Genomic DNA, 23,513 nt, shown 5'->3' with positions numbered 1-23,513 from the left:
AAAGTTTCTTCTTTTTTTACGGGCATAATAAATATTTCTTATAAAACAGGAAAAATAAGCAATTAATGAACAATCTGAGCCAGGGACACCCCCCAAAAAACCGTCTAACGCGGACAACCGTCATACGCGTGCTGACGGCGATTGCGGTCATCCTGGCGGTTATTCTGCTACTGGACAAAATTGCGCCGCACCTGCCAGCTGCGGAGAATTGGATCCGCGATCAGGGAATCTGGGCACCCGTATTCTACATTCTGCTGGTTTGCCTGCTCACCCTGATCTGCTTTCCGATGGATGTATTATTCATCGCGGCGGGAATGATTTTTGGGCTCTGGTGGGGCACACTTTACCTGATCATTGCCACAATGACCAGCCAGTCTATCATCTTCCTCGTGTCTCGCCACTTACTGCGTAGTCGAGTCGAGAAATGGATGATGCACCGACCCAAAATGCGTATTTTAAACAAAGCCATTGAGCTTCGTGGAGCTCAGTTGCTCTTTCTAATCCGCATGGCACCGATCCCGGCCTCCCCCGTGACCTACCTGATGGGCGTCAGCTCCATGCGTTTTAGCCGATTTCTCGCTGCGACGACTGGCATCTTGCCGGTGGCCTTTGCGTCCATGTATCTAGGTTATGCCGCAGTCCACTGGGCCAACACGACCAATAAACCCAAGCACCACTTTGGCTTGCAAGACATCGAGATTTACGTGGGCTTAATCGCCGCCATTGCTGGCTCAGCCTACATCGGGCATACTGCCCGCAAAGCCCTCATCGAAGCCGAAAAGGAAATCAACGGAGCCGAAAAGATCGATGAGGCCTAAGTCAAGGCGATCAAAGGGGGAACCCGCCCACTCATCGCTTGTCAGCAGGCTCTCCTTGCCCGATCCGTCTTTTGAGCAAATAAAATAACGTGTTGATGGACAGTGGCTCTAAGCTTGCGCCGAAGGCCAAGCGTTGTCTCACTGCTAACTTTTCCGCGATGCCCTGGTATCTGTATCTAGCGTTCAAACAACTATTTCCGACCGGAAGGGCGGCATCTTTCTTCGCGTGGATTTCTATCATTGGCGTGGCGCTAGGCGTGGCGATCCTGATTGTATTTGCCAGCGTAATGAATGGCCTCGGCGACCGCATTCGTAGCAAAGTCTCGGAGACATTCGGCCACGCCCATGTCTTCACGGGCAGCATTATTTACGATTACGAGGAGCTCCTAACGACCCTGCGGGGGCACCCTGAAGTAATCGCCGCAACGCCTTACACCACGGGTATGCTCATGATGCAGTATGGGAATCGCCCAGCCTTCCCGAAGATCATGGGCTTAAATCCTTGGGAGGAAAATCAAGTCGTCCCGCTGGAGGATTACATTATCCAAGGCGGCCTGGAGGAATTTGACGATCAGCGTGTCGTCGTCAGCATGGGAGTGGCGCAGCAGCTTAAGGTCAGTATCGGCGACCTCATTAATCTCTATTCCCCACTCATGTTGGAGCAGCTCAAGCGCGACGAGGTGCCCCTGCCAATGGAGCTCACGGTATGCGGAATTTTTGAGTCAGGCTTTAACGACGTGGACAACAACACGATCATCGTTACCCGGCGCACCATGCAAGAGCTTTACGGGCTCGAAGACGGCATCCACGGCATCATGTTGCTAATCGACGACCCAGACAATGTCTTCCAATTTGCTCGTGGCTTGGAGCAAGAATTGGGCGGAAATTTCCAAACGCTAACTTGGATGGAGGCCAACGAAAACCTGTTGTTCCTGCTCCAATTTGAAAAGACGATCATGCTGTTCCTGCTGTTCGTTATCCTAATCATCGCCGGGTTCTGTATCAGCGCGATTCTGATCGTGACAGCACTCCAAAAAACGCGGGAAATCGGCCTCCTGCACGCCATGGGTGGACGCACCCGACAGCTCGCCGCGATTTTCTGTCTGGACGGCATGCTCGTCAGCATGGGGGGGTGCGTGGTCGGCACCGTACTGGCCTTTGCGCTGATTGGCTCACGCGGAGCGCTCATCAAGGGCATGCTCTACGCCACTGGCCAAGGGGATGCTTTTACGGAGCATTATCCGCTGCCCATCACCGACTTGCCTGTGTCCTACGAAGCAGGCGATTTCGCCCTAATTTTCCTCTTCTGCCTGTTTATTGGTGGAGTCGCCGGACTGTATCCTGCCTGGCGTGCCGCCCGTATGAAACCCTCGGACGCCATCCGCGCAGAATGACGCCATGACCGAAAACAACGCCATTCTAGAAGCCCGCGGGCTCTCCAAAACCTTCGCCACGCCAACGAAGCCCGTGCAAGTGCTTGATGAGGCCAACGTCGCCCTAGCCTACGGAGAAAGCCTCTCCATCCGAGGTGAGTCCGGTGCGGGCAAGACCACCCTGCTCTACCTGCTCTCCGTGCTCGAAAACCCCGATAGCGGGGAGCTGTTCTGGGCCGGTGAAAACGCCTTAATGAAGCCCGCAGACTGGCGCGCCCGCCAACGTGCCACCTTCATGGGCTTTGTCTTTCAGGCTTACTATTTAATGCCTGAGCTAAGCGCTGTGGAAAACGTGCTGCTCGCGCGACGGCTCGTCGGCAAGGTCCGCAAAGAAGATCGCTTGCGCGCTGAAGCCCTATTGGAACGCGTCGGCTTGGCCGATCGCGCCAAGCAAATCCCCAGCAAGCTATCTGGCGGTGAAAAGCAACGCGTGGCCGTCGCCCGCGCCCTGATGAACCAGCCTCCGCTAATCTTGGCCGACGAACCCACGGGCAACCTCGACGAGCGCACGGGTGAACACATCATGGAGCTCTTACTGACCCTTTGCCGCGAAGAGGACATGAGCCTCATCCTCGTGACGCACAATCCCGTCTTCGCCCGCCAGACCGACCGCTGCCTAATGCTCCACAACGGGCGGTTTGAGAACGCTTGAGCAGAAGCTTAATATTTTGCCGTAATCGCGCGCAGGCGATCCCATTCGGCTATGTAGCGCAGCAGGTGATCTTTGCCCCCGGCGATTTCTTTATCAAGTAGTTCGCGGACTAGCTTCTGCTCGCGCTCGTAATCGGGCGTGGACAGGAGCCCGCTGAAGTGGGCCATGCGCGCCCAGAGCAAATGCGTGGTGAAGGCGTCAAATTCGTTGTAGTCCACGACCTGCTTGACCTTGCCCAGCTCAATGAGCGCCCAGACGTTGTCGCCGGAGACATCCACCTTGCCCGGAATCCCACAGATTGTTGCAGCCTCGTGCAGGCGGGGGGTGTTCTGGCCACGACCTAGCGTCTGTTGGAGGTCGACGTGGAAATCACTCGCGGTGGAGAAGTAGTCCGCGCCTTCCCAAGGCTTATCCGGCCGCTCGCCGAAACCAAAGCCCGGAAGACCATTAACCACCGCACGCTGCGCGAGGATCGGCACGTCGGCATTGCCAGAATTAAAGCCTACGAGCTGTGGTTTACTCCGACCAATGCCTTTTAAGAATGCCTCCAAAATAACGCGTTCCCGGCATTTTTCAGGGTCGTGCGGGTCACTGGGCAGAGAAACGAGCTTGAGCGACGGGACGCCGTCAGTCCCGACTTCACGGAAAATGCCTGCGATCGTGACAATGCGGCAAAGCATGGTCTTGACCCAAGGGCGCGGGTATTCCGGCGTGGCACCAGCTTCCTTCCACATGCGGCGATAGGCATCTGGAATGCTGTATGGCGGATTGTCCTCTACCCCGTAAAGGGCCTCAGCGGCCATGGGATCAGGCGTCCATTCGATGTCGAAGGACAGTAGGCGGGGCTGGATGGTCTTAATCACAACTCAAAAACGAAGCGAACCGATACAAAACGCAACTCAGAATAGAAGGTCGCGAAAATCACGGGGAGAACCAATTCAAAACTTCTTGTTCTTTACGAATGACAACCCAGCCCTCAGATTATTTAATATTAAGATAGATTATAATTAGCAAAACTTCTTGACGTCTTTTTGCTCGCCAGTTAAATTTTGAAGCCTTTAATTCCCTTACCTTTTCCAACCGACAACCACTAAATACTGACAACATGATCGACAAGATTCAGGAATACCTCGGCGACGAGGCCGACGCACTGCTCTCTCACGAGTGTAAAACGATCTCCAAGGATCGCCTGCACCTTCCCGGTGGTGACTTCGTGGACCGCATTTTCGCGCAAACGGATCGCAATCAGCGCGTCCTTAACAACCTGAACTGGATTCTCAATACTGGCCGCCTCGCAGGCACAGGCTACGTGAGCATCCTCCCGGTTGACCAAGGCATCGAACACAGCGCTGGCGCATCCTTTGCGAAGAATCCCGACTACTTCGACAGCGAAAACATCATTAAGCTCGCTATCGAAGGCGGTTGCAATGCCGTCGCATCGACTTATGGCGTGCTCGGTAGCTGCTCACGCAAGTATGCCCACAAGATTCCCTTTATCGTAAAGGTGAACCACAACCAGTTGATGTCCTATCCAAACCATCCGGACCAGATCATGTTCGGCTCGGTTGATCAGGCTTTCGACATGGGCGCAGCCGCTATTGGCGCGACAATCTACTTCGGCTCACAAGAAGCGAATCGCCAAATCATCGAAGTTGCCGAAGCATTCTACCGCGCACACGAACTCGGCATGGCAACCATCCTCTGGTGCTATACCCGTAACGATGCGTTCAAAAAGGACGGCGTTGATTACCACGTATCAGCTGACCTCACCGGCCAGGCCAACCACTTGGGCGTCACCATCGAAGCCGACATCATCAAGCAGAAGCTTCCTGAGAACAACGGCGGTTACAAGGCGCTCAACATGGGCTCCTCCAGCTACGGCAAGATCGACGAACGCGTTTACACGGAACTAACCAGCGAGAATCCAATCGACCTAACCCGTTATCAGATCGCGAATTGCTACATGGGCCGCCAGCCTCTGATCAATTCCGGTGGCGCTTCGGGTGCAAACGACTTCGGTGACGCCGTCAAGACTGCCGTTATCAACAAGCGCGCAGGCGGTGCAGGACTCATCTCCGGTCGTAAGGCATTCCAACGTCCAATCGACGAAGGTGCCAAGCTCCTCCGCACGATTCAAGACGTCTATCTCTGTAAGGACGTTACCATCGCCTAACTGCGATTCAGACATCATTTCACGTTTCGATCAAACGAGACGTTTGCCGCCGGCTCCACAAGAGTCGGCGGTTTTTTTGCTCCTCCCCGAAAAGACGTCCCGATCAAACGGGGAGGCCAAATGCAATTAACTCACTGGACGCGGCCCACCCGAGGGTGAGTAGGCCTCTGCAGGGGTCACGACCCAATCCGGCAAATCAAGCTGCCCTTTCAGCAGTGGATCATCGGTCTCAAGCATCCAAGTATCCAGCTTTGCTCGGAGTTCATCCAGCACGGCAGCGCATTCAGTCTGGCTGGCTAAATTGCATGCCTCCGTGGGATCGAAAAGTAGATCATAGAGTTCCTCGGTAGCCGGTGGCCGACTCGCCCAATCATGGTCACAGAGATAGCCCTTGCTAAGTCCGTTGTCCACATTCGGCAAAATAACGTGGTCCATTGGATGTAGATGACGGATATATTTCCAACGCTTCGTGCGTACGGCGCGCATCGGCTCATAGGCCGCGTGGACATTGACCTCGGCAAATACGCAATCATGCAAAGAGTCATGCGGGTTCTCTGCCAAGACCTTCAGAGATTGTCCTTCCAACCGGTCAGGCATGGGCAAGCCAAGCACATCGCAAATCGTGGGAAAAATATCCAAGTGAGAAACCATCTCGTCGGTGATTTTCCCGCCCTCAAATCCACCAGGGCCACGTAGCATTAGCATCACATTCAGGCCATGATCGGTCAGGCGACATTTCATCCCAGGGAACGCGATACCATGGTCTGTCGTGGCAATGACCAAAGTATTTTCCGCCAAACCGTTGCGATCAATCGCTTCGAGTACACGCCCAGCATATGAATCGAACGTTTTAACGCTCGCCATATAGTTGGCAAAGTCCTGACGCGTCTCTTCAGTATCAGGAAGATGAGCTGGCGGACGAACATAAGCCGGGTTGGGCACATCAAAATCCGAAGGGAAATCGCCCTCACCAATACGATGCGGAGGGAAGTATCCCACATCAAGAAAGAAGGGCTTATCATGATTTCGCGCCAAGAAATCCTCAGCTGCAGCTGTAACGCCTTCAGAGCCTTCCACGTAGCGACGCCGTGTTCCGCCGGCATCATCCGCCACCGCTTGGTCTAAAATCTCGTCGTAACCGATGATCTCTACAGGCGCGTAGGGTTCGTGTGCAATGTGTTGGATACCGCTTAGCGCAGTATGCAGTCCATGTCCTTTCAAGAAATGAATCAATGTGTCCTCGTAATTGTTCAGACGCCCACCACGATGCGCCAACCCAAGCATGCCATTGTTGTGTGCCGCCTGTCCGGTCAACAGACAAGCACGACTGGGAGAGCAAGTTGGGTTAACACTAAACGCCTTCCTGAATAGCATCCCTTGTTCGGCGAACTGCTGCATGTGCGGCGTTTCAACAGCATAGCCGTATGGCTGGATATACGTTCCGGCATCATGTGCGTGCAAGTAAACAATGTTCAAAGGTTTCATGATTATTATCCGATTATCAGACCAAGATATTAACTTCGAAAGGAAAAAACCGCCAAACAATTTTACCCGTGCACACTGTATTTTTTATGGCCCGCCCAACACGAGGCAAAACAGCAGCTAGAGCGCGCTAACGCCCCATCCATCCACCATCAACCAAGAGCACTGTTCCGTCGACATAGTTGGAAGCATCGGAAGCAAGGAACACAACTGGACCTTTAAAGTCCTCTGGGCTTCCCCATCGACCAGAAGGAATCCGGGCTAGGATTTGAGCACTGCGCTCTGGGTCATCCTGCAATGCTTGCGTGTTATCCGTGGCAATGTATCCGGGAGCGATCGCATTGACGTTTACACCCTTGCCTGACCATTCGTTGGCGAGTGCTTTGGTCAATTGTCCTACCCCGCCCTTACTTGCGGCGTATCCAGGCACAGTAATACCGCCCTGAAACGTGAGCAACGAAGCCGTAAAAATGATTTTTCCTGAACCACGTTCGATCATGTCTCGCCCGAATTCACGACTGAGAATAAACTGTGCACTCAAGTTCGTTTCGATAACTTTGTCCCAATATTCGTCAGTGTGATCGGCAGCAGGCTTACGCAAAATCGTGCCTGCATTATTTACTAAGATATCGATTTTCGGATGCTTAGCCTTCACTGCGTTGACGAACGCGTAAAGCGATCCGCGATTGGAAAAGTCTGCGGTATAGGCATTAAACGCTCGGCCGAGCGCAGTGACTTCCTTTTCGATCGCACTGTCCTCCGGTTCGAGCGTTGCGCTTACGCCAATGATGTCGGCACCAGCTTCGGCCAGCGCAAGGGCCATTGCCTTGCCAATGCCACGCTTACAGCCAGTGACCAGTGCAATTTTCCCAGTTAAGTCAAAGAGGTTTCTTGTGTTCATTATGTCATCGATAAAGTTAACCGCGGCAATCAATCAGAACCTTGACCGCATTGCCTGCATGTTCGAGTTGGTCGAACGCTTGCTGTATATTTTCCAGCGTTTCTACGTGCGTGATCATCCTGTCGAGTGGCAGCGCTCCTGAAGCAACAAGCTGGACCGCTTTCTCGTAATCTTCGGGTTCATAAACGCGAGCACCCTTCATCTGCAATTCCTTCCAGAAGAATTGAAACAGATTGATTTCAGTCGGTTGAGGATAAATAGCCACAACCACGATGCGGCCACGAATCGCAAGCAGATCAGTCATCGAAAGCGCCGCTGGCTTCGCACCGGAAACTTCGAAAACGATATCCGCACCACTACCGCCGCTACGTTCCTGACAAAGCTTGACGAGATCAACCTCGCGCGGGTCAACGGTTTCAATGCCCAGGCTACGAGCAAATTCCAAACGAAAAGGATTGAGTTCGGACAATATGACACGAGCACCTACAGCCTGCGAAACTAATGCAACCAGTAAGCCTATTGGCCCCCCTCCCAACACAACCGCTAGCTCGTCTTGCTTGACTTCGCCCAGACGCACATCGTGGCAAGCCACGGCCAGTGGTTCCGCTAAGGCAGCCGTTTTCATATCCGTGTTGGCTGGCAATTTATGCAAAGTAAACGCTGGCACAGTCCAAGAGTTTTGAAAGGCTCCCGGCGCATCGATTCCGATGAACTTTAGATCCTTGCAAATATGACTAATTCCACGGTCAGCAGTAGTTTCACCACGGTTATCAAGTGGGCGCACGACAACAGAGTCACCGATCGCTAGCCCAGTCACGCCTTCTCCGATTTCAGCCACGGTAGCTGAAGCTTCGTGTCCGATCGTCTGAGGCATATCAACGCGTTTATCCATTGCGCCGTGAAAGATATGAATGTCGGTGCCGCAAATGCCGCAGTAGGCAACGTCAAGGCGAACCTCACCCGGTCCTGGTGCCACTTGTATAGCTGATTTAACGCTAAACGTTTTATTTCCCTCGTAATAGGATGCGATCATAAGTAATTATTGGTTCGTTTTAAAGTGATTTGCGCACGGTTGTGAGCTGCCAATCATCGTTTATTTTTTCACAAATGAATGCGCGTTCGGAAACCGTTTCCTCGAACTCAAAGCGGTCACACGATGCAATGTTTAGCTTCCAAACTTCGCGAGCTTTTGGCCCCTCAATAACAGCATCGACGTCGGACTCTATGCGAATGTGCCATCCACCGATGGAGCCATAATGATCCAGAGCGATTGCGTGGACACTCGTGCGTTTTTCTGCGAATTCCGTTTCAGAAAAATGCATCAGCACGCCACTGTTTGATGCACCTTCACCAAGTTGATTCGGCAACGGATGATAAGCGTCATGAACATGTGCATGAAAAGGCCCCTGCATGACGCCACCGCTCAAGTTAAAAAGCTTCATGCCTGCCGTGCCACGTCGAACAACCAAACGGTTGGGCGGAAATGGTTTATACGAAAGCTTTTCATCTCGATTGTTGAGCAACCAATTCCATTTTGTCTTCACCGGCTCGTTGGCTTCAATCACATCGACAATAAAAAGCGCATGCGTACCACACGAGATCCAGAACCGGCTGTAAGTGAGAATCGGGCCGCCATAAGCAGCGGCAACATCGGCAGCCATCACGCTCACGTCACCCTGCCGAGCCAGTAATAAACGCTTTCCTCTCCGATCTATCGGATCATCGATTTCGCCTGTCTCATGGTTAATGCGTCGGCGTGCATGAAATTTTTGCTCAATATGCTTTCCACTGGATGCCAATTCAAACTGACAAGTGTTATGCGTATTCGTGCGCATTTCCACCTGCGTATGGAGAAGTGTGCGATAGCACGAATGCCCCGGATCAACGAGCATGCGTTCTCGGTTATGAACCAAGATAAAGCTATTCAAATCCTGATGCGTATGGCCAAGGCCATTCAGCAGATCACCGGCCGAATGCGCTGCAAGAATCGTGCGCCCGTCCCAAGCATCGCGCGTAATCATATCGCCACAACTAAATCCCTCTGTAAGCTGTAAGCCGACATCCTCCGGGCTACGCGCTTCTGCCGCGCTAGCGATTAGGGAGAGGGAAAGAAAACCGAAATCATTGACAAAACCAAAGCTAGCCCGGTCGTGATGTCCGTCATCGACTACGGGTGTATAGGTCTTGTCGAAGAGCCAACGGGCCAAGCCCGCATCCTCAGGATAGTCTTCTTTTCCACGGGCTGACCAGTGAAGAAGCAAGTCAGCCGATGGGCGAAAGATAGCCCCGCTGTCATTGAAATTAGCGGAACGCGCCATAGGCATAGCGCCCCAACCGGATAGTGGCTTCATGTAAAAGAGACTCGTCGCCTGCCAACACGGCATATGCACCATAGGAGCAAGCGGCAACTCTGAAGCCAATGCGGGCCTTGCGCGAACGAGCGCTTCCCAAGTCAACATCAGTGGATAAGCCGCGTAGTTTCCATACTGCAACGACTCGCCATGGCTACCGTCACCTTGGAACATTTGCACGCACTGCTTATAGTTGGTGATTCCTTGCTCAATCCCAGACTCATCGCCCAACACCGCAGCCGCCACCGCCACACCGCCCGTGAGAACACAGCGCCAATTCATAAACTGAGAGTTTCGCTCAAGCCAGCGAGAGCAAAGTCCAATGCCTTTTTCCCTGAGCGCTTCACGAATCTCAACCTGTTCCTCTTCGGAGAAAATGTTCGCTTGCAAATCAAGCACCACCGCAACGGCCCATGAAAGGTGGGCTGTTTCCAAATGCCCTTGCCTTGGTTCCGAAGAATGATCCCGAAACCACGGACCCACCCACTCGTCAAGAGAACAACGCACCACCGCCAAGGTCGCAGAACGCAACCAAGCCTTCACCGATGTGTCGCCCTTGAGTGCAAGCGACATTGCTGCATCAGTTAAATACTCCGAGCAATGATGCCACCACTCCGTTGTCGTTCCGGGCGTATGGCCAAAGGGTGCAGCCGCACGTTCGGAAACCCGTTCATGCAAAGCCCAGAATAAACCTCCAGACACAGGATCATGTATTCGAAGCTCGGTGAGAGCTTCATGTTCGCCAATGGAAAGGAATAGACTCATAGATGAGAAAGCTGCTGGCTGATGCCTTGCAGGGCTAAGCATCAGCCCAAAAAATTCATGATTACCGCTGTGCTGTCAGATCAATGTCTTTGATCAGGACGCCGTCCGGTTGAGAAACAACGAAGAGAATTGCGGCGGCAACTTCTTCAGCCTTTAAGAACTTGCTACGATCGACCTCACGCCCATCCCAGTAAGCAGTATCAACTGCCGATGGAGACACGGCAGACACGAGCACACCGTCCTTAGCCACTTGCTGTTGAAGGCCAGAATTATAACCGTTGAGGCCGTGCTTACTGGCACAATAAAGCGGAGCGCCTGGATTGGCGACCTTGCCAACCACCGAGGACACATTGACGATGTGGCCTCGCTTCTGAGCCTTCATACCAGGCAAAACAGCACGGGCACAGAGAAAGACACCGGTGATGTTCGTGTCCATGATCGTGCGAAAATCTTCGAGCGAACAGGTCGAAAGGTCCGTTGCAAAACCAACGCCGGCGTTGTTAACCAAGATATCAATCTGGCCAAATTCTTTAAGAATCTCGGCGAATCCATTTTTGACCGAGGCCTCATCCGTCACGTCAGTCGGGATGCAAAGTATTTCCGCATCGGTATTTTTTAACGAATCTGCTACTGCGCTCAATTTCTCTACGCCACGCGAGAGAAGGGCAACCTTGCAACCACGCTCAGCGAATTGCAGAGCGGCAGCACTACCAATGCCACTGGAAGCACCAGTGATAACAACGACTTTGTTTTTTAGATCTTTCATAAATATGGTTAATTTTAAATTTTAATAATCAGAAATTTTCGGTGTGGCTTAGAAGTAGCCGCCTTTGGCGACGATGTCTTCTGTCGACATACCAGACTTCACCCACTCAATCAGTTCATTTTCGCTGGCGACAATTTCCTCGGCCCGAATAAGCACATCGTAGGCAATTGCGCGTGGAATAATAATCGCCCCATCAATATCGCCGAAGACAACATCGCCAGGAAAAACATCAACCTCTCCAATACGAACTGGAACCTGCCAACCGGATATGCGGAAACGACCGAGCATCCCATTAGAAGAACGATATTTAACAAAGACCGGAAACTCCTGAGGAAGAACGCGGTCGGTGTCCCGCACACCTCCATCCACAATTGCACCACGACAACCGCGACGCTTAGATGCCATCGTCATCACCTCCCCCCACTGGGCCGACTCGTCATCCCCGCTGGTGTCCCAGACCACAACATGGTTCCGCGGAATTGATTCCAGCATCTTGGCCCGCTCCTTCATCTCGTCTTTTACCAACAAGCTCTTGGCTCCCTTAATCGTAAAAATCGGACCAGCTACTTTCATCTCATCCTTCAAAGGGAGGATGTTGTTGGGTAATGTCTGATGCGTCAGTTGCATCTCACGCAATACATCGTTAACCGCAGCAGTAAAGAGTGCCTCGTAGCGTTCGCAGAGTTCTTGAACGGGTATAGGAAATTCGCAAAGCTTTCGATCCTCAGAGCGAGATGCTTTGAAAGCGTCGAGATTCATCCCGACTTTCTTGGGTTGTTCTGACATAGTATTTAAAGGTCTTGGGTTGAGGTATATCCGAGTTGTGCGGCTTGTCCAAAAGCCAACACGTAAGGGCCAAATGCATGGTGATCATTCTTAACGGGGGCCACCGCCATATAGTCTAATTTTGTTCCCTTGCGGGGAGATAGACAGCCCGCGCACGTGTGGAAAATATCGAGATCGGGCGTGATGTATTCGAGTAGTCCGCGTAACCCTAGCTGAAACTTTTCTCGCCAAACCTCTTCACTGATTCCCGCAACTAAGCCGCGCCCCATTGCATACAAAATCAAGGCCGATCCAGAAGTCTCCAAATATGCGGCGTAGCGAGAGCGTGCAGTCATCTCTTGGCGCCAGAGACCAGAATCCTCCTGAAAACTTAACACACTGTTGATCAGGTCACGGAACATCGCAACGGCCTCGGCCTTCCGTGGATGAGCATCAGGTAACTCCACTGCCAATTCACAAAGCGCATAGGCACCCCAGCCATTACCACGACTCCAGTGATCCTCCGAGAGCTTATCAGGGCCACAGAATCCACGCGACTGGTGCAAGAGCCCTGTCTCATCATTGCGGAATGCTTTTACCATCATCGCGGTTTGCTGGAAGCCTTCTTCGACATAATCCTCATTATCCAAAGCAAGTCCGGCAAAAACCATAAACGGCGTCACCGCGAAAGCTACATCGATCCAAATGCGACCACGATCACCGTGGATCATTTCCAAAATGCCTTCAGGATTCCGCGGGGCATCATTCATTATTTGTTCGGCGTAGAAGCGAACCGTATCCGCAGCTTCGGGTGCCATGCTCTTGTGCAGCATCCAAGCCGTTGCATTTCCCCCACAGAAATAATTTGGGAAATTTCCATTCCAATGACGTTCGCCTGCGATGTAGGGCTTCAAGGTCGCCTTTGCTGCTTCGACAGTTTCTGGTGAACGGCTTTCCGTCGCTAGACGTGCCATGCCATGCATCGTCACGATGCCGGTGTAGTGATCAAAATTTTGGTAGATCGCTTCGTGCCTGCGGGCAATCGCCAAAGCAAGGTCTAAGGGAGGGCAATTCTTGGGATTCATACTGAATGCCGAGTTCAACAGAATCTCAGCTTGCGAACAAGCAGCCTGTAGTTTTATCTGTAATACAACATGGCCCAAGTCTCCCAACGAGATATAGCAAAAGCACTTCAGATTAGCCCGATGACGGTTTCCCTAGCCCTCCGGAACTCGCCGCGACTGTCGGACGCAACACGCCTAAGAGTACAAGAAGCGGCGGAATCAATGGGATATCAGGCAGATCCAGGTCTGTCTGCACTCAACAACTGGCGACGAAATCGCGTGATCCGTGAGCGAAACACAACCATCGCTTTTTTGACGAACTGGAACACTGCTAATCGTTGGCGGAAGAGTTATGTAAATGACTTTTTTGGGGGCGCAAAAGAATCTGCCGCCAAGCGCGGTTACCATCTGGAACCACTCTGGCTCGGCGAATACCCAACATCAAAAAGAGCAACAGAAGTATTACGCGCGCGCGGTATTCGTGGACTACTCATCGCGCCGCTGCAAAACGAAGTCGGCTCTATCGAATTAGACTGGAATCACTTTGCTACGGTTGCCGTCGGGCCAAGCCTCAGCTCGCCACGTGTTCATCGCGCGATTCATGATTACGCTTCGGGCATGCGAGATGTCATGAAAAACCTGATGCAGCTCGGTTATCGAAAAATCGCCCTTGGCCTCCCCGCCCGTATTGATGAAATCACCGAGCACACGATCAGCGATACCTTTTTGGCCACCATACAACGGTATCCCGAACTATCCGAAAGCCAGCTTGCTGGTCAGGGCGAAGAGTCTTCCAGTGCAGCCAATGCCTGGTTGCGCAAACATCGTCCTGAAGTCATTATAACGATGGGTAGCATGTTCCCCATCGCACTTAATACCTACGGTTGGAAAATCCCGGAAGAGATCGCCCACGTCGCGCTACGGCTACCAATTCGTGGTAATGGGCGAACGGCAGGCATCACCTACGCCTCACACGAAATTGGCGCGGTCGCGATTGCCAAGCTCGACTCACTTCTGCAAGTCAACGAACTCGGTCTTCCAGAGCACCCCGTCAATCTAACAGTGCGTGGCCAATGGCGCGATGGCGATTCGGTCCGCTAGCAAGTTTATCCAATGGACGAACGGCCAAAATAAACCAGTAAAGACCCAGCACATTGCTTGGGTCTCAACTGATGCCCGACTAGATAGATCTCGTTACTGAGCTGAAACTTCAATCGCAGGTTCTTCTACTGGCGGCTGATAATTCTCTGGGAATGCTGGCCAGAGTTTTGGCTTAGCAGCCTTGCTGTCTCTCTCAACGGCACCAATGTCCGGCGCTTTTCCAGTGTAGTCGTCATTAAAGTTTGGAATACGCGCACCAGCATCATACCCAAGGCTATCTGGAGCCAACCACAAGCGTCCATCCGGTGCTCTTTCATAAACAGGGGCACCGACAATGCCGTTTGTTTGTGAGCCTTCACGCGCCATCATACGACCGTTATATAAATCGTAATCATAATCGCCGCTAGCCGTCAGTTGCACATCTCTAATTGCCCAATCTTTATCCTTACGCATCTGGAGGATGTTATTGCGGCTGGTGATGTTCTCCTGATGGTTCCGTTTGTCTGTGAATACGATACCGGACTGTCCTCCGCTTGAAGGATCTCGAAAGCCTTCAAATGCAGGGGGCTGCAAAATGGTGTTGTGGAAAACGTATGTTTTCCCCTGCGTATAGGTTTGGTTTTTGTTGCCGATTTTCAAAAGATAATGACCACGGTAGTCATTGGACTCTGTCCCTTCGTGTTTACGCGAAACCGCATAGACATTACGGAAAAAGTATACCGGCCCCAACGAGGTGGATGCTCCACCGAGCGCGCCATAAGTCATGTCCAAGTAATTATTCCATACGCGAACATTCATATTGGCACCTTCAATTTCTAATCCGTCATCCCAGCAATGTGAGACAAAATTGTCATAAATATCGGTGTCGCGGTTGGGAAATCCTGCAAAGCTGAAATTCGCAAATTCACCCATGGAATCATTGAACATGTGATCCATGTCCGAATAGATGTTGTTGTAGCGGATCACATAGTGCCCCTTGCCCTTTCTAAAGGTAATGGCCTGCGGCCCTTCGGGGTGCTTGCTTTTTGTTCCAGGGCGCTGTTGATTCCAGGAATTACTGTCGCTACGTGGGTCGTGTAGTTCGCAATTTTGAACAACGATATGCTCCAAGCTCGTTGAGCCGCTATAAATTGCCGAGTTAAGATTTTTAGCCTGGCCGCTATCTCTGGTTTCACCCCACCCGCTGATATCGCAGTGTTCGATCACGATGTGGTTAACCGCACCTAAGACGATGCCATGTGTTTTGGCCCCCTTCAGTGTCAAACCGCGAACAATGACCCACGAAGCGTTAATTTGTATATTGCTTGGAGCAACGTCATTGGCATCCCAAACGGAGCCTTCCTCTGCCTCATAGAGTACGTATCCATCGGCTTCATTACCGCCTTCTTCAATGACGTATGTCTCACTATACTCTTTGGGGAGTTTAACCGTCCGGGCTATTTTGAAATTTTCGTCCCAAGTGTTCACATCAAAGATGCGAGTGGGGCCATTTTCCAACTGAAGCTTAACTTCATAGGTCGTTCCTGCATCAAGATACACAATACTGCCTCGGTATTCGGCAGTATGTGAAGCCGCTGCTGCTGGGTGATCCGCGGCATCAAACCACAGAGGCATCGCTTCGTTCCATTTTTCCGTACCTTTTTTACGATACTCTGCCGTAACGCTGCGACTAGCAGTCCCACCGTTTGGTTTCCAATAGAGGCCAATGGAATTAAAAGTCGGAACTGCACGGGGGGGAACTTCTTCTCCATTGTAAGTTAGCGGAGGAACGGTCTCTAGGCTGAGATTTCTAAAGCTGATTGTGGATCCCATGTTTTCGCTCTTCTGTTTCCAGCGTAACAAGACTTCGATATAGTCGACGCCTTCAGTTTTGAATATTTTCTCAACGGGAGTCCAACCCTCGCCCTTTACATTCCCAGTATTGATACGGTCTATTTCTTTCCCACCAGCATAGCGCTTTACTTGAATAAACCCGAGTCCAGGAGTGCTGCACTCAACCTCTCCGGCAATGCGATACCGCTTACCCGGCTCAACCGGAATTTTCTGAAGAACTTCACCAGATGAGTTTTTCTCGCGAACAATCTTAACCTGCATACCGCCAGCATTTGGCAACGGGCTATAATCTTGCTTAGAGCGATCCGTCCAAGAGGCAGGTTTTCCATCTACCCACCCGGTGAAATTATTATTTTTAATAAGATTATCGCCGTGGAGCAAACCAGCTAGGGCCATGAAGATGGAAAAGCATTTTAGTATTTTCATAAACAGGGAATGAGGCATCTATCGATTAAGTGTGTTGCACGGGTATCATACGTAAAGGGCAGAACCATAATGCGGCTAGCCAATCGGGGTATTGATACCTTTGGGTGTCTTTACGCTGAATTAAGCAAAAGACAAAGACCACAGGCGCATTGGTTAAGCTATTAACATCGATGGCCGCATTCTAAATCCGACGTTTTCTACATCAACGTAATCCACCGTGCTCAAGCGAACCAAGACACAGACCAACGAGAAGTGACGGAAGCCATAATGGCTTGCGCCATTACTTCGCCCACTCGGGCAACTCGCCCAATACGATGCCGAAGACCGGGATCAGGATTAGATACGTGAGTAAGGTGACTAGAAAGATACCCATCACATTGAGCGCAAAACCGCTCCTTACCATCTCCGGGATCGTCACCTTCCCAGAACCAAAGACGATGGCGTTCGGGGGCGTAGCCACCGGTAGCATAAAAGCGCATGAGGCCGAAATTGCAGCTGGTGCCAGTAGCAGCAGCGGGCTCTGCCCCATTCCAATCGCTAACCCCGCCAGCACCGGCATTAGCAGCGTAGTTGTGGCGGTGTTGGAGGTCATTTCGGTGAGGAATGTCACCAGCGCAGTCAGCCCCAGGATGATGATAATGATGGGCATGCTTGATAAGAACTGTAATTGATCCACTGTCCAAGCTGCTAGGCCCGAAACGTCGAACCCTTGCGCCAAGGCCAGACCACCGCCAAAGAGTACCAATACGCCCCAAGGCAGTTTGTTCGCCCATTCCCAGTTGAGCACAAACTCGCGCTTACCAAAATTGGTTGGGATCAGGAACAGCGCAATGGCACCCGCCATCGCAATGGAGGCGTCGTTGATCATATTGAGTACAGGGAACCAATTGACCACCCAAGCTCGCGTAATCCAAGCCAGCGCCGTGCTTAAGAATATAATCAAGGTCCAGCGCTCACCTTTGCCCATTGGGCCGAGCTTAGACAATTCATCGCGGATAATACCGTCGCTATTCGGTAGCTCCAGCCCCTTCATGGGGTTCGCAATGCGCGTCAACCATAGCCACGTCAAGGGAATGAAAATCACCGCCAGCGGGACGCCCACGATCATCCACTTCACGAACGAAATTTCATAATGGTAGGTGTTCGCAAGATAGGCGGCCAGCACCGTATTGGGAGGCGTGCCGATCAAGGTCGCAATCCCCCCAATGGATGCCGCATAAGCGATGCCCAACATCATGTTGACCCCAAATGCGTCCAACGCCTTCACTGGCACATTTAAATGCATCGAATCGATCTCGTCCTTCGCTTGGGTAATGATGGCCAACGCAATGGGCATCATCATCACAGCGGTCGCAGTATTGGAGACAAAGGCCGAAAGAGCTCCCGTCGCTACCATAAACCCCAGCACCAACCGCCCAGGCGAAAAACCAATATAGCGAATAATGAATAAAGCGATGCGCCGATGCAGGTTCCAACGCTGCATGGCCAGCGCAATCATGAAACCGCCCATGAAAAGGAAGATCAGGTGGTAAGCATAGTTCGCAGTCGTTTGCGGTGCCGACAGCACCCGTAGCGCTGGAAACAGCACGATCGGCAAAAGACTCGTCGCCGGAATCGGGATCGCCTCACTGATCCACCATACCGCCATAAGCACAGCGACCGCAGCCACGCGCTGCCCGTCCACACTCATGCCTCCCGGAGTCGGGATCAACAGGATTAACAAAAACAAAGCCGGCCCCAGAATAAGGCCGATGCGCTGGCGCAAACCAGCAGATTCAGTAGTAGAGGAAGAAGCAGATTGGCTCATAGATCGCGGATTTGTCCTAGGGGAGTAACTTGGCTGACTTCATCAAGACTGTCTGTCCAGCCGTTTTATTAATCGGTCGATTGATTTCCCTTTCCTGCCCGCAGAAAGTTCAATTCAGCATTCACTCACAATCATCTATTACTGCCGCCCGCAACCTTATCGCCAAATTCTTTGCCAGTGAATGGCTACAAGGAGGAGGCCAGTATTTCGCGGGCGTGCTCCAAGTCTTCCTGCGTATCAACACCGATCGGCCGATAGGCTGTCTCCACCACCGAAATGGCCAACCCATGCTCCAGAAAACGAAGCTGCTCCAGCTTTTCCGCCGTCTCCAGCTCTGTCGCCTCCAAGGCGGGATAGCGTGTAAGCGCCTCACGGGAAAAACCGTAAACACCAATGTGCGCCCAATATCGTTGTCGTGACAACCAATCACTCGGCGGACAATCACGCACAAAAGGAATTGCAGCGCGGGAGAATAGCAATGCTTGCCCATCGCGCCCTCGGGCGACCTTGACGAGGTTAGGGTTAAAAAGATCGGCCTCGCTATCGATTGGCCGAACTGCCGTGACCACGTCTCCCCCGCCAGTGCGCCACGCCTCGACCAGCGAGTCAAGTAGCTCTGGCTTCATGAACGGCTCATCGCCTTGTAGATTGATAATGAAATCGCCAACCAGATCTGGAAGTAAACAGGCGGCGCGAGACGTCCCGTTAGGGCATTCACGAGGTGTCATCACTGCTTGGGCACCCCAGGCGGTTGCACGCTCCAGCACCTCAGGCGAATCGGTGGCGATCACGACTTCATCGGCACAGCTCATCTCTTGGGCACGTTCCCAGACATGTTGCAGCAATGGCTTACCACTCAAATCGAGCAGAACTTTACCCGGTAGACGGCTGGACTCCAGTCTCGCTGGAATAACAACGCTAACTTTGGCTACTCGCATATATAATTACATTCGATAGATCACTCGTTTTTGGGGCGAAAGGATTAAACCGCTCTTGATAATAGATTCTAAATTCCTTGACTTAGACACAAGCCTAAGACGTTTTAAACGCCTTTTATAATCTTCGATGAACCAGATCATCCCAATCATCCTTTGGTCCCTCAAAGTTGCCGTCCCAACTATAATATTTATATTGGGTGCCCAACTTCTGATCATTAGCCACAGCAAGTGGGAAAGCTTGATCGGGCGCATTGTGGGCATTAATGATTTAGAGATATCAAAAACCGGATTTATCGTCCTCAAGCTTGTCGCAACAATTTTCGTAATCAGTTCACTGGCAATTGCTTACGTTCTCTTCATTAAGAAATAAAGCGCAGCTCTATCAGGCTTCCCATTTTCAGTAAGAGGCACCTGCTCTAGGCAAAACCAAGCCTTCGGTCGCATTTCCGGCATCAGCCGATCTTTCGCTAGTGCCTTAAGTTCCGGCTCTGACTTCGTCGAGACAACAAACGCAACGACCTCCTCCCCCCATGTCCGATGCGGACACCCCATAACCAGCGCATCGCTGATTTCAGCCCATTCCAGCAATCGGCTTTCCAGCAAAGCCGCATCCACCTTTTTACCACCAGTGATAATGTAACGCCCCATCCGCCCCAACACCCGCAGCTTTCCATTCTCCAATTGCCCACGATCACCGGTTTTCCAAGCCCCCTCAGGACTCCCCCCCCCCCAATAGCCACGAAACAGCGCTTCCCCCGACAAACAAATTTCTTCACCATCAACCGATAGCTTCCAATGAGGCAACACGTCTGCGGCGGGAATTCCGCCGTTGGGAGAAGCCTTGGCCAGAGCAACAGTCGCCGCTGCCTCTGTCAGCCCATAAGCGATGTATAAAGGGATACCAGCCGCCAAAGACTCTTCAATCAGGCCCTTATCGGTTGGCCCCCCCCCCACAAGCACGGCCTCGCACTCACGCAGCCAAGCCACGTCGTTGTCCAATGCCCATCGTAGTTGAGCGCCCACCAGCGACAGGTGCGCATTGGCCACATCAAAGTCCGGCGGCGGTAATTTCTCCAGCTTAGGGTCCGCCACCCAGAGTTGGCCACCAGTCATAAACGTCCGCAAAGCCAACATGAGGCCCCCAATGTGGCACACGGGCAACGGGCAAATAGCGTGTAGCTCCCCCCCCCCCCAATAGGCTGCGTAACCGCGCACAGAGGCCATAAGAGTTTCCCAGTCGTGCACAGCAAACTTGATTTTTCCGCCGGTGCCGCCGGTCGGGATCATGATGCGTCCGTCCTTGCCTCCCCCATCCCAGAGTGCGATTAGCGCATTGACCTGCCCCCACTCATATTCGCCCCAAGAGGCATTGCCAAGAAACACATCGCGCCGCTGCATCAGTGCCGAAAAAAGCTGCGCCAAATAAAGAATTCGGTTCGCTGTGGAAAGGACAACCGGGCCGTCAGATGATGATGGGATCAATGCGACCTTGGCAAACTCCTCTGCCTGCTTCTCATCGGCCAGCCAAGGACGACTCAACCGTTTGGTAAAGATGTCTAGAGACGCTTCCATACCTCTTCATCGACCGATTGAGGCCAGTCCGTATGACAGATTTCCCAGCCAATGCGCATCGGGCACAGGCCGTCATCTTCCATAATGCTGGCCGCATCCAGACCAGCGGGCGACAGCGGTGGCCAATCCAGCGCTGCCAGCTCCCAAACCGCCTTCAGGCCGATTGCCGTTTCAAATGACGTCGAATAAACCACACGATGCTGGTAGTTCGCCGACCGCCAGCGCAAATACGCCGACCGACTCCCCAGCAACGACGGCTTAATGATCAGCACCGCCGTCGGAAAGCGTTTCGCGAGCAAGATAACCATGTCCACGCGAGCAATGGATTCATCCAACGCAATGGGCACACCGGTGCCTTCAGCTAGAGCAAACATTGCCGCCTCCTCCCCAATGGGCAAAGGCTGCTCGAGATAATCAATCACATCGCGGCGCTCCTGACACCACGTCAACCACGCAGCGTAGTCGGCTTTGGTCAGCCCGCCGTTGGCATCTAACCGCAAACGCACTCCGCGCGGTAAGGACTGAGCAATGTGATCCGCCAAGGCAATTTCTTCAGAGCATCGGAGGACGCCGATTTTCCACTTTAACGCACGCCGTGCGCTGGCCAGTTGCCCAGGTAATGCTGCCAGTGCCGCCATACCGGCTGGTAGCAGGCCTGCAATGGGTACTCTTACCCCTGGTAAGGTCGGGTCATTAAGCTGCGCTAAGGCACACTCAAGCGCCCAGTGAAGGTCTGGATCTTCCACGCCATTAATCGTCAAAGGTCGGAACGTGCTCCCAAACGCGGGTAAACACATTTGCTCAGAAAGTGGCGCGCCTGTTGTCGGTTTCGTCCGAATTTCTGGGCAAAACCAAGCAATCGGAGCCGCTTCCCCATAGCCCACACGCCCGTCTGGGGCCTCCAGTCGCACGATCACTCCATCCCGCTCCTGCCACTCCCCGTGGGCCGTTACGAGCGGTGAGCGGAAACGCCGGTGGTAGTCCCGGTAGTCCAGTCGGAGTTCCAGATTTGATGGCAAGAGGGTCATGGGAGAATTACAGAAGCTTTTCACTTGCCGAGGGGGGCGCCCAGCGCATAATTCCCAACGGCAATACACATTGCCATGAGCGAAACAATCGACCAAGCATTTTACAAGACCGCCGATGAGTTTTTTCGGCTTCACGCCGACACTGCGCTGACCTACGACGACGTCACGTTGGCCACCCGTCATTCGGCTGTCTTGCCTCGCAACACAATCACGGAAACGGAGCTATCTCCCAACCTCCATTTATCTTTGCCGATCATCTCGGCAGACATGGATACCGTGACTGAAGCCCCCATGGCCATTGCCATGGCGACCAACGGTGGCCTGGGACTCATCCACTACAACATGACCGAACGCGAGCAGATCAAGCAAGTCGCTCGCGTGAAAAATAACATTCACGGCCTCATTCAGGACCCAATTAAAATCGGCCCCGACGCCTACATTGCCGACGTCCTCGAGATCATCGAGGAGAAGGGCTATAAGTTTAGCACGTTTCCCGTAGTCGACGATCAGGGTAAGCTCCTTGGCCTCCTGCCAGGCCGAGTCGTCAAACAACGCTACCGCGACCGCCGCGTCATTGAGGCCATGACGCCCCGTGCTGACGTCTATACGATCTCCACGGCAGATATCGAAGGTGACCCCATCGCCGCCGCTGACAAGTTCTTCAACGAACACCTAGGTATCCACAAGCTGCTCGTGGTCGATCCCAATGATCGCCTGCATGGCCTATTCACCCTGAGTGACATCGAGCGCATCAACGACGAGCAGCGCACCAATGTGAAGCCTGCTCGTGATCGCGAATTCCGGCTAGTTTGTGGTGCCGCCGTCAGTGCCTCCCGCACCAACGATGGTGAACTCGACCGCGATCGCTTTATCGGACACATTGGCGCACTCGTCGACGAAGGCCTCGACGCTGTCGCGATTTCCACTGCCCATGGACACAGCGAAGGCGTTGGCCAAGCGATCCGTATGGTCCGCGAAGCCTTTGCCGATTTAACCATCATCGCGGGTAATGTAACCAGCGCCGAGGGTGTGGCTTTCCTTGCTGAGGCAGGCGCTAACACGATCAAAGTCGGGCAAGGACCAGGCTCAATTTGCACCACACGTATTGTCGCAGGCGTCGGCATTCCGCAGCTCACCGCGCTATACGTAACCACCCGCGCTGCTACCAAATACGGGGTTAAAATCCTCGCTGACGGCGGCATCACCAAAAGCGGTGACATCGTCAAGGCCCTAACCTTAGCGGACGCCGTCATGTGTGGCGGCTTACTCGCGGGTTGCCGTGAAGCGCCCGGCCAAATCCTTGAAATCGATGGCAAGCTCTACAAGCAATACCGCGGCATGGGTAGTCTCGAGGCCATGAAGGCTGGCAGTGCAGCCCGCTACGGCCACTCCAAGCAGGACAAGAATCGCAAGATTGCCGCGGAAGGCATTGAGGCACTCAAGGAAGTTTCCGGGTCGCTCGACTCCGTACTCAATCAGCTCGCAGGCGGTCTGCAAAGCGGTATGGGCTACCTCGGTGCTAGTAACCTCGCAGAGCACAAGGAGCGTGCCCGATACATCCGCGTCTCCCCTGCCGGTCAACGCGAGAGCTCTCCACACGACGTTATCGAGGTCAAGACCAACAAGGACTAAGTAGTC

The 23,513-nt window shown here is 52.8% G+C and carries 20 protein-coding genes; 7 read left to right on the top strand and 13 right to left on the bottom strand.

The annotated features are described in order from the left end of the window. The first annotated feature begins 65 nt into the window (after positions 1–65). From IE065_RS02340 to IE065_RS02330, 3 genes are all read left to right on the top strand, one after another. A complete protein-coding gene (locus IE065_RS02340) occupies positions 66–818 on the top strand; it encodes a TVP38/TMEM64 family protein (RefSeq protein ID WP_189511448.1) in 753 nt (250 codons plus the stop codon). A 158-nt stretch (positions 819–976) separates the two neighbouring features. Next, positions 977–2,212 (top strand): ABC transporter permease, encoded by a 1,236-nt coding sequence (locus IE065_RS02335; protein ID WP_189511445.1) that lies wholly within the window; start codon positions 977–979, stop codon positions 2,210–2,212. 4 nt (positions 2,213–2,216) lie between these two features. Continuing rightward, positions 2,217–2,903 carry an ABC transporter ATP-binding protein gene (locus IE065_RS02330; protein ID WP_189511443.1) on the top strand — a complete coding sequence of 229 codons (687 nt, stop codon included), beginning with the start codon at positions 2,217–2,219 and terminating at the stop codon, positions 2,901–2,903. An 8-nt stretch (positions 2,904–2,911) separates the two neighbouring features. On the opposite strand, the gene IE065_RS02325 is transcribed toward IE065_RS02330, so the two are convergent. Beyond that, positions 2,912–3,766, bottom strand: coding sequence for a hypothetical protein (locus IE065_RS02325; RefSeq protein ID WP_200163161.1), 855 nt, complete (start codon positions 3,764–3,766; stop codon positions 2,912–2,914). Positions 3,767–4,008: 242 nt separating this feature from the next. On the opposite strand from IE065_RS02325, the gene IE065_RS02320 reads away from it, so the two are divergent. Continuing rightward, positions 4,009–5,076 carry a class I fructose-bisphosphate aldolase gene (locus tag IE065_RS02320; RefSeq protein WP_189511441.1) on the top strand — a complete coding sequence of 356 codons (1,068 nt, stop codon included), beginning with the start codon at positions 4,009–4,011 and terminating at the stop codon, positions 5,074–5,076. A 126-nt stretch (positions 5,077–5,202) separates the two neighbouring features. On the opposite strand, the gene IE065_RS02315 is transcribed toward IE065_RS02320, so the two are convergent. The 7 genes from IE065_RS02315 to IE065_RS02285 form a co-directional block, all read right to left on the bottom strand. Then, the gene (locus IE065_RS02315; RefSeq protein WP_189511440.1) at positions 5,203–6,561 is read right to left on the bottom strand and encodes a sulfatase family protein; all 1,359 of its coding nucleotides are present in this window, start codon (positions 6,559–6,561) and stop codon (positions 5,203–5,205) included. A 127-nt stretch (positions 6,562–6,688) separates the two neighbouring features. Then, a complete protein-coding gene (locus IE065_RS02310) occupies positions 6,689–7,459 on the bottom strand; it encodes an SDR family oxidoreductase (RefSeq protein ID WP_189511438.1) in 771 nt (256 codons plus the stop codon). Between the two features lie 16 nt (positions 7,460–7,475). Then, positions 7,476–8,492 (bottom strand): zinc-dependent alcohol dehydrogenase, encoded by a 1,017-nt coding sequence (locus IE065_RS02305; protein WP_189511437.1) that lies wholly within the window; start codon positions 8,490–8,492, stop codon positions 7,476–7,478. A 19-nt stretch (positions 8,493–8,511) separates the two neighbouring features. After that, complete coding sequence (locus tag IE065_RS02300; protein ID WP_189511436.1) at positions 8,512–10,575, bottom strand: heparinase II/III domain-containing protein; 2,064 nt, start codon at positions 10,573–10,575, stop codon at positions 8,512–8,514. A 61-nt stretch (positions 10,576–10,636) separates the two neighbouring features. Then, positions 10,637–11,341 carry an SDR family oxidoreductase gene (locus IE065_RS02295; RefSeq protein ID WP_189511435.1) on the bottom strand — a complete coding sequence of 235 codons (705 nt, stop codon included), beginning with the start codon at positions 11,339–11,341 and terminating at the stop codon, positions 10,637–10,639. 48 nt (positions 11,342–11,389) lie between these two features. Then, the gene (locus IE065_RS02290; RefSeq protein WP_200163160.1) at positions 11,390–12,127 is read right to left on the bottom strand and encodes an RraA family protein; all 738 of its coding nucleotides are present in this window, start codon (positions 12,125–12,127) and stop codon (positions 11,390–11,392) included. A gap of 5 nt (positions 12,128–12,132) precedes the next feature. Continuing rightward, positions 12,133–13,191 (bottom strand): glycoside hydrolase family 88 protein, encoded by a 1,059-nt coding sequence (locus IE065_RS02285; protein WP_189511434.1) that lies wholly within the window; start codon positions 13,189–13,191, stop codon positions 12,133–12,135. Between the two features lie 69 nt (positions 13,192–13,260). Between IE065_RS02285 and IE065_RS02280 the strand changes: the two genes are divergently transcribed. Continuing rightward, entirely contained in the window at positions 13,261–14,271 is a 1,011-nt protein-coding gene (locus IE065_RS02280) for a LacI family DNA-binding transcriptional regulator (RefSeq protein WP_189511432.1), read from the top strand. Between the two features lie 93 nt (positions 14,272–14,364). Here the strand turns inward: IE065_RS02280 and IE065_RS02275 are convergent, their stop codons facing one another. From IE065_RS02275 to kdsB, 3 genes are all read right to left on the bottom strand, one after another. After that, positions 14,365–16,530 (bottom strand): right-handed parallel beta-helix repeat-containing protein, encoded by a 2,166-nt coding sequence (locus tag IE065_RS02275; protein ID WP_189511430.1) that lies wholly within the window; start codon positions 16,528–16,530, stop codon positions 14,365–14,367. Positions 16,531–16,810: 280 nt separating this feature from the next. After that, positions 16,811–18,337 (bottom strand): SLC13 family permease, encoded by a 1,527-nt coding sequence (locus IE065_RS02270; protein ID WP_189511428.1) that lies wholly within the window; start codon positions 18,335–18,337, stop codon positions 16,811–16,813. Between the two features lie 185 nt (positions 18,338–18,522). Further along, a complete protein-coding gene (gene kdsB, locus IE065_RS02265) occupies positions 18,523–19,275 on the bottom strand; it encodes a 3-deoxy-manno-octulosonate cytidylyltransferase (protein WP_189511426.1) in 753 nt (250 codons plus the stop codon). 127 nt (positions 19,276–19,402) lie between these two features. Here kdsB and IE065_RS02260 point away from each other — a divergent pair, with 127 nt between their 5' ends. Further along, complete coding sequence (locus IE065_RS02260) at positions 19,403–19,645, top strand: hypothetical protein (protein WP_189511424.1); 243 nt, start codon at positions 19,403–19,405, stop codon at positions 19,643–19,645. Here IE065_RS02260 and IE065_RS02255 read toward each other — a convergent pair. Both IE065_RS02255 and menC read right to left on the bottom strand, forming a co-directional pair. Continuing rightward, positions 19,621–20,847, bottom strand: coding sequence for an AMP-binding protein (locus IE065_RS02255; protein WP_189511422.1), 1,227 nt, complete (start codon positions 20,845–20,847; stop codon positions 19,621–19,623). The genes IE065_RS02260 and IE065_RS02255 overlap by 25 nt on opposite strands. Next, positions 20,832–21,875, bottom strand: a complete 1,044-nt coding sequence (gene menC / locus IE065_RS02250) for an o-succinylbenzoate synthase (RefSeq protein ID WP_189511420.1) — start codon at positions 21,873–21,875, stop codon at positions 20,832–20,834. Before menC ends, IE065_RS02255 begins: the two co-directional genes overlap by 16 nt. A gap of 75 nt (positions 21,876–21,950) precedes the next feature. On the opposite strand from menC, the gene guaB reads away from it, so the two are divergent. Further along, a complete protein-coding gene (gene guaB, locus IE065_RS02245) occupies positions 21,951–23,507 on the top strand; it encodes an IMP dehydrogenase (protein WP_189511418.1) in 1,557 nt (518 codons plus the stop codon). Positions 23,508–23,513 lie beyond the last annotated feature (6 nt).

Origin of the sequence: Cerasicoccus arenae (assembly GCF_014651635.1) — a bacterium.
GTDB classification, from domain to species: Bacteria; Verrucomicrobiota; Verrucomicrobiia; order Opitutales; family Cerasicoccaceae; genus Cerasicoccus; species Cerasicoccus arenae.
The sequence above is the reverse complement of the archived record's forward strand: the minus strand, read 5'-3'. Positions and strand labels throughout refer to the sequence as shown.